At 74.9% G+C, this 6,534-nt stretch carries 7 protein-coding genes; 2 read left to right on the top strand and 5 right to left on the bottom strand.

Translation table 11 applies throughout. The annotated features are described in order from the left end of the window. Nucleotides 1-32: 32 nt before the first annotated feature. From ACFVXK_RS36385 to ACFVXK_RS36365, 5 genes are read right to left on the bottom strand one after another with little or no spacing between them, the layout of a single operon-like run. Nucleotides 33-968 carry a tyrosine-protein phosphatase gene (locus ACFVXK_RS36385; RefSeq protein WP_389620968.1) on the bottom strand — a complete coding sequence of 312 codons (936 nt, stop codon included), beginning with the start codon at nt 966-968 and terminating at the stop codon, nt 33-35. Nucleotides 969-997: 29 nt separating this feature from the next. After that, nucleotides 998-2,080, bottom strand: coding sequence for an NAD(P)H-dependent flavin oxidoreductase (locus ACFVXK_RS36380; protein ID WP_389620971.1), 1,083 nt, complete (start codon nt 2,078-2,080; stop codon nt 998-1,000). A gap of 16 nt (nt 2,081-2,096) precedes the next feature. Next, the gene (locus tag ACFVXK_RS36375) at nt 2,097-2,825 is read right to left on the bottom strand and encodes a CoA-transferase subunit beta (RefSeq protein WP_389620966.1); all 729 of its coding nucleotides are present in this window, start codon (nt 2,823-2,825) and stop codon (nt 2,097-2,099) included. After that, a complete protein-coding gene (locus ACFVXK_RS36370) occupies nt 2,822-3,673 on the bottom strand; it encodes a CoA transferase subunit A (protein WP_389620963.1) in 852 nt (283 codons plus the stop codon). The genes ACFVXK_RS36375 and ACFVXK_RS36370 overlap by 4 nt, the downstream gene beginning before the upstream one ends. Further along, entirely contained in the window at nt 3,670-4,425 is a 756-nt protein-coding gene (locus ACFVXK_RS36365) for an enoyl-CoA hydratase family protein (RefSeq protein WP_389620960.1), read from the bottom strand. Before ACFVXK_RS36365 ends, ACFVXK_RS36370 begins: the two co-directional genes overlap by 4 nt. Before the next feature lie 56 nt (nt 4,426-4,481). Between ACFVXK_RS36365 and ACFVXK_RS36360 the strand changes: the two genes are divergently transcribed. Together ACFVXK_RS36360 and ACFVXK_RS36355 are read left to right on the top strand one after the other, a co-directional pair. Further along, nucleotides 4,482-5,279 (top strand): SDR family oxidoreductase, encoded by a 798-nt coding sequence (locus ACFVXK_RS36360; RefSeq protein WP_389620957.1) that lies wholly within the window; start codon nt 4,482-4,484, stop codon nt 5,277-5,279. Between the two features lie 255 nt (nt 5,280-5,534). Beyond that, a complete protein-coding gene (locus ACFVXK_RS36355) occupies nt 5,535-6,443 on the top strand; it encodes an SDR family oxidoreductase (RefSeq protein ID WP_389620955.1) in 909 nt (302 codons plus the stop codon). Nucleotides 6,444-6,534: the final 91 nt, after the last annotated feature.

The following is a 6,534-nucleotide window of genomic DNA, read 5'->3' as shown; positions in this document are numbered from 1 at the left end:
GCCCGGCGCCGTCGCGCGTCACCCGGTACGCGTCACCGGACCAGCTTGGCCTGGAGCTTCGACAGCGTCCGCAGGTCCAGGCCCAGACCGTCCGTCAGGTACCCGTAGAAACCGCCGTAGTCGGCCTCCATCTGCGTCGTCGCGGAGTCCAGGTAGTCCTGGCGGACCTCCTGGAGCGCGATCAGCAGGTCCGGGTTCTGCATCCGGCCCGACTGCTTCAACCCCGCGCGCACCTGGGCGTCGTACGCCGCCCGGAAGGTGTTCGAGGCCAGGTAGTCGCTCTCGGCCGTCGCCTGCGGCACGGCCAGCGCGCGCAGCAGCACGTAACTCATCCACCCCGTCCGGTCCTTGCCCGACGTGCAGTGGTAGAGCAGCGGGCCCTGCCCGCCGTCCGCGACCTCCCGCAGCGTCGCCGCGAACTGCGCCCGGTTCTCGGGGCTCGTCACGAACGTGCGGTAGACGTCCCGCATGTAGGCCTCGGCCCGCCCGCCGCCGAGCATCTGCTCCTGCTTGACGGGGTCGCCGCTGGATATCGCGCCGACCAGGGTGGCGTACAGGCCCAGGTCGCTGACCGGGCGGGAGGTGGGGGAGAGCCCCGGCGGCAGCTTGTCGGCGCCGTCGTACCGGAGCTCCATCGGAATGCGGAAATCGACGACCTTCGTGAGGCCGAGACCGGAGACGGTGGTGATGTCCGCCGCGGTCAGCTTGCCCAGTGCGTCGGAGCGGTAGACCAGCCCCTGGCGGACCTGGCCGCCGGTGTACGTGCGGTAGCCGCCGAGGTCCCGGAGGTTGACGGCCCCCTGGAGGGGGATCTGCCGGATCGCCTGCGACGGCGACCGGAGCTGGTGGTGCCGGGCACGGGCCGCGGTGGCCGGATCCGCCGCCGCGTACGCGGCGGCGGGCAGGGTCCCGAGGGCGAGCGCGGCGGCGGTCGCCGCGGTCGCCAGGCGGATGCGGGCACGTCTCATACGGGCGACTCCTGTGACGGAGAAGGGGATCACCCTGGTGGTGGCAGGGTGCCGAGCGGGTGCGGACCGGACGCGTGCAGCCGGTCCAGTACGGCGTGCGCTTCGGCCATGACGCGGTCGACGAGCTCCGCGCACGACGGCAGATCCTCGATCACCCCCGCGACCTGGCCCGATGCCATGACACCGAGGTCCGTACGGCCCTCGACCATGGACGCCTTGAGGAGCATCGGGGTGTTCGCGGCGAGCAGGACCTGGCTCCAGGACAGGTCCTTGCCGTGCTTCATCGCCAGGCCGTCGCGCACCATCCGCGGCCACGACAGCCCCGACAGCTTCCGGAAGCCCGCCGCGTGCCGCACCGCCCGGGCCAGCGACCGCGCCCGGCCGGCGCGCTCCAGGGAGGCCACCAGCTCGGTGCGCAGCATCCGGTGCGGCAGCCCGTCCACGGCCGTGGTGAGGGTGACGTCCTTGACGGTCGCCTTCAGGTACTCGGCCTTCACGGCGTCCGGGACGGTCGAATCGGAGGTCAGCAGGAACCGGGTGCCCATGGCGATGCCCGCGGCCCCGTACGCCAGCGCGGCCACCAGCCCCCGCCCGTCACGGAACCCGCCCGCCGCGACGACGGGGATGCCGACGGCGTCGACCACCTGCGGCAGCAGCACCGTCGTGGCCACGTCCCCGGTGTGCCCGCCGCCCTCCCCGCCCTGCACGATGACCGCGTCGGCGCCCCAGGCCGCGACCTTCTCGGCGTGCCGGCGCGCCCCCACCGAGGGGATCACCACCACCCCGGCGTCCTTCAGCCGGGCGATCAGCTCCCGGGACGGGGCCAGCGCGAACGAGGCCACCCGCACGCCCTCGTCGATGACCAGCCGGACCCGCTCGGCCGCGTCCCCGGCGTCGGCCCGCAGGTTCACCCCGAACGGGGCGTCCGTGCGCGAGCGCACCTCCTGGACCGCCGCGCGCAGCTGCTCCGTCGTCATCGTCGCCGAGGCCAGGATGCCCAGCGCCCCCGCCTCGGCCGCCGCCGACACCAGGCGCGGGCCGGCCACCCAGCCCATGCCCGTCTGCACGATCGGGTACCGGACCCCGACCAGCTTGGTGAACGCCGTGTCCAACTCCCGTTCCGCCATGTCAGCCCCGCACCTCCCGCTCGCGCAGGCCCTTCGGGTCGATCACCTCGCGGATCAGCCGCAGCTCCTCGTCCGTGGGCTCCCGGGTGAACGGGACCTCCTCGCCGATCGAGAGCTCGAACCCGGTCGCCGCGCGGACCTCCTCCACCGTGACCCCCGGGTGCACGGAGGCCAGCCGCATCGCGTGCCCGGGGCCGGCGAAGTCGAAGACGCCGAGGTCGCTGACCACGCGTGGCAGCCGGTGGAAGCGGGACGCGGAAGGCCCGGCCGCCTCCGCGCGGTCGTACCCCACCCCGCTGACCATGTCGACGCGCTCGACGAACACCCTCGGGGAGTGCCGGGGCACCCAGTAGCTCACCGGATTGTTCAGGGTGTTGACGGGCGCCCCGCGGACGCCGAGCAGCTGGCGGGAGGGCCGCTCCCAGTCGCCGATGCAGGAGATGTTCTGGTTGCCGTACCGGTCGATCTGGCTGGCGCCCATCATCACGTGCCGGCGCCCGCCGGTGACCATGGCCAGGTGGCGGCGGTAGGGGAGCCAGCCCTCCACCGTGCCGTCCAGGCCGACCAGCATCGCCTCCCCGTCGGTCAGCAGCAGGTCGGGGGAGAAGGTCCGCTTGGCCAGCCGGGCCCCGAAGGAGGGGATCAGGCCCATCGGGCTGGCCAGCACCTCCCCGTCGCCGCGCCAGGCCTCGGCGCAGGCGATCACGCAGTATTCGGCGCGCGTGGTCATCGCTGTTCCTCCCGCCAGGTCCGGACGGCGCTCTGGTAGTCGTGCTCGCCCGCCCCGGACAGGAAGCGGGCCGCGAACTCGGGCCAGGGGGTGGTCGCGTACAGCTTCTGGAAGGCCTCGTCGCGGTCGTAGTCGGGCGCGCAGGAGGTGAAGTGCGCGCCGTTCGGGGTCTCCACGACCCCGGTGACCGAGTGCCGGCTGACCAGGAGGGACTGCGGGGGGCCGGACTTGGCCAGCTCGGCGCTCTCCACCAGCTGCTCGCAGGAGACGTACGCGGCGTCGGCGGCCTCGCAGAAGAGGTCGTCGAAGTACGGGTCGGGGCCCAGGTACTGCGCGTTGCCGAGGCGGTCGGCGCGGTTGAGGTGGACCAGGGCGGCGTCCATGCGCAGGGCGGGGACGGCGACGAACTCCTCGCCGTCGGCGTAGGGGGAGGTGACGGTGCGCAGCTCGGGGTTGACCCGCATGACGTCGGAGCCGAGGCCGGCGCGGACGGGCAGGAAGGGCAGCCGGTTGGCGGCGGCGTGCAGGCCCCACATGAACATCGCCTCGTCGTACTCGGTGAGGGCGAGGGAGCCGCTCTCGCGGGCGGCGCGGAAGTGGGGTTCCAGGGGGATGGAGTCCAGGGTGGCGAAGGGGGCGATCAGGCGGCGGATCCGTCCGGCGGCGGCCAGGAGCCCGACGTCGGGGCCGCCGTACGCGACCACGGTGAGATCGGTGATCTCGGAGCGGAGCAGTGCTCTCACCAGGGCCATCGGCTTGCGCCGGGAGCCCCAGCCGCCGATCCCGAGGGTCATTCCGCTGCGCAGCCGCCCGACGACCTCGTCGGGGGTCATGGTCTTGTCCGTCATGCGCTGCCTCCCTGTGCCTTCCCGAAGGTGTCGCGGACCCGGTCGGCGACCCCGCTGAGGTTGGCCTCGAAGGTGAACCCCTGCTCGAAGCGGTAGCTGTGGCGCACGTCGACCGGGTCGATGCCGTTGATGGCGGCCTTGGCCAGCCGGATGAGGGTGCCGTCCTTCTTCGCGATCTCGGCCGCCAGTTCCAGGGCGGCGGCGGACAGCTCCGGGCGCGGGACCACCTTCCACACCGAGCCGTGGGCGTGGAGTTCGGCGGCGGTGGCGGTGCGTGAGGTGTAGTAGAGGGCGCGCATCAGGTGCTGCGGGACGAGCCGGGCCAGGTGGGTGGCGGCGCCCAGGGCCCCGCGGTCCAGCTCGGGCAGTCCGAAGACGGCGTCCTCGCAGGCCACGATCGCGTCCGCGTTGCCGACGAGGCCGATGCCGCCGCCCAGGCAGAAGCCGTGCACGGCCGCCACCACCGGCACCTCGCACTCGTACACGGCGGCGAAGGCCTCGTAGCAGCCGCGGTTGGCCCCGATGAGCGCGGCGTGGCCGCTGTCGCGCTGCATCTCCTTGATGTCGACCCCGGCGTTGAAGCCCCGGCCCGCGGCGGCCAGGACCACGCAGCGCACCTCGGGGTCGCGCCCGGCGGCGCGCAGGGCGTCGGCGAGCTCGTACCAGCCGTGCACGGGGAGGGCGTTGACGGGCGGGAAGTCCACTGTGACGAGTGCGATGCCCTTGTCCGGGCGGGAGGTGGAGACACCCATGAGCGGATCAGCTACCTTTCCACCAAACATTTGTTAGGTGAGGAAGGTAGCAGCCGATGGAGCTCAAGGGGAGGGTCGTGGTCGTCACCGGCGGAACCCGGGGCGTCGGCGCCGGGATCGCCCGCTCGTTCCTCGCGGCGGGCGCGGAGGTCGCCGTCTGCGCGCGGCGCCCGCCGGACGCGCCGGTGGCGGAGGGCGGGCGGGAGGCCGCCTTCACCGCCGTGGACCTGCGCGACCCGGACGCCGTCGGGGAGTTCCTGGACGGGGTCGCGGGGCACTACGGGCGGCTCGATTGCCTGGTCAACAACGCGGGCGGGACCCCGTACCGGCTGCTGGGGGAGGGCGGGGCCGAGCGGCACGCGCGGGTCGTCGCCCTCAACCTGGTGGCTCCGCTGACGGCCTCGCTGGCCGCCTACCCGTGGCTGCGGGAGAGCCGGGGCTCGGTGCTGATGATCGGCAGCGTCAGCGGGACCCGCCCTTCGCCGGGCACGGCGGCGTACGGGGCGGCCAAGGCGGGCCTGGAGCACCTGGCCCGCTCGATGGCCGTGGAATGGGCCCCCGAGGTACGGGTCAACTCCCTCGTCCTCGGCATGGTCCGCACCGAGCTGGCGCACCTGCACTACGGGGACGCGGCGGGCGTCGCCGCGGTCGCCGCCACCGTCCCGCTGGGCCGCCTGGCGGAGCCTGCGGACGTGGGGGAGGCGGCGGTCTTCCTGGCCTCGGACCGCGCGGCGTACGTGACCGGCGCGAGCCTGCTGCTCCACGGCGGCGGCGAACGCCCGGCGTTCCTCGCGGCGTCGACGGTCAACCGCCCGCCGGCCGGCGGCGACGGACCGGCGGGGCCGTCGCGGTGACGGCCGGGGCCGGGTCCGGGGGACGGCCGCTCGGCCGGGGCCCGACCGGGCGCGGGGCGGGGCGGGACGGGGCGGGACGGGGCGGGGGCCCGGGGCCGGACGGGCGGCCCGGCGGGGCTCCGGAGCGGGCGGGCGGAGCGACGGGCCTGCCGGACGGCGACCGGCGGGAAGGCCGGCCGGACGGGCGGGCGGTGGGATGCGGGACCGGTGGCCGGACGGGCCGGCGGGTGCGGATCGACTGTGAGGAGAGCTGACATGGGCATCGTGGACGGACGCGTGGTCATCGTGACGGGCGCCGGCCGGGGGCTGGGCCGGGCCCACGCGCTGGCCTTCGCGGCGGAAGGGGCGAGGGTCGTCGTCAACGACCTCGGCGTCGGACTCGACGGCCTCCCCGGACCCGGCAGCCCGGCCGCCCGCGTGGTGGAGGAGATCCGCGCACGGGGCGGGGAGGCGGTGGCGCACGGCGGGGACATCGCGACGGGCGAGGGCGCGGACTCGCTGGTGGCCTGCGCCCTCGACGCCTTCGGGCGGCTGGACACCCTGGTCAACAACGCCGGGTTCCTGCGGGACCGGATGCTGGTCAACCTCGGGGAGGACGACTGGGACGCGGTGATGCGGGTCCACCTCAAGGGCCACTTCCTGCCGTTGCGGGCGGCGGCCGCCTGGTGGCGGGCCGAGGCGAAGGCGGGCCGGCCGGTCGAGGCCCGGGTCGTCAACACCTCGTCGGGGGCGGGCCTGCTGGGCTCCGTGGGCCAGGGCAACTACAGCGCGGCCAAGGCGGGGATCCTCGGGCTGACGCTGGTGGCGGCGGCGGAGATGGGCCGGTACGGCGTCCAGGTCAACGCCGTCGCCCCGGCGGCGCGGACCCGGATGACCGAGGAGACCTTCGCGGCGACGATGGCCACCCCGGCGGCGGGGGCCTTCGACGCGATGGCCCCGGAGAACGTCTCGCCGCTGGTGGTGTGGCTGGGCGCGGCGGCGTCCGCCGGGGTGACGGGGCGGGTGTTCGAGGCGGAGGGCGGCCGGATCACGGTGATGGAGGGCTGGCGGCCGGGCCCCGCCGTGGACCGGGGCTCGCGCTGGACCCCCTCGGAGGCGGGGGAGGCCACCCTGAAACTCCTGGCCGAGTCGCAGCCGCCGCTCCCTGCGTACGGGGCCCGGTAGCGGCCCGGAGCCGGGCCGTCCGCTGCGCGGATCCGTCTCCCCGCCCCACCCTTCCTCCGTTCCCCGGGGCAAGCCCCGGACCCCGGACGTG

The organism is Streptomyces sp. NPDC058157 (genome assembly GCF_042884105.1).
Classification (GTDB): Bacteria; Actinomycetota; Actinomycetes; order Streptomycetales; family Streptomycetaceae; genus Streptomyces.
Note: the sequence above shows the minus strand (reverse complement) of the source record. Positions and strands in the feature narration are given on the sequence as shown.

Excerpts from the sequence above, each read along its gene's own strand:
- ACFVXK_RS36375 (WP_389620966.1), bottom strand. The coding sequence starts at position 2,825 with ATGACCACGCGCGCCGAATACTGCGTGATCGCCTGCGCCGAGGCCTGG.
- ACFVXK_RS36370 (WP_389620963.1), bottom strand. The coding sequence starts at position 3,673 with ATGACGGACAAGACCATGACCCCCGACGAGGTCGTCGGGCGGCTGCGC.
- ACFVXK_RS36355 (WP_389620955.1), top strand. The coding sequence starts at position 5,535 with ATGGGCATCGTGGACGGACGCGTGGTCATCGTGACGGGCGCCGGCCGG.
- ACFVXK_RS36385 (WP_389620968.1), bottom strand. The coding sequence starts at position 968 with ATGAGACGTGCCCGCATCCGCCTGGCGACCGCGGCGACCGCCGCCGCG.
- ACFVXK_RS36365 (WP_389620960.1), bottom strand. The coding sequence starts at position 4,425 with ATGGGTGTCTCCACCTCCCGCCCGGACAAGGGCATCGCACTCGTCACA.
- ACFVXK_RS36360 (WP_389620957.1), top strand. The coding sequence starts at position 4,482 with ATGGAGCTCAAGGGGAGGGTCGTGGTCGTCACCGGCGGAACCCGGGGC.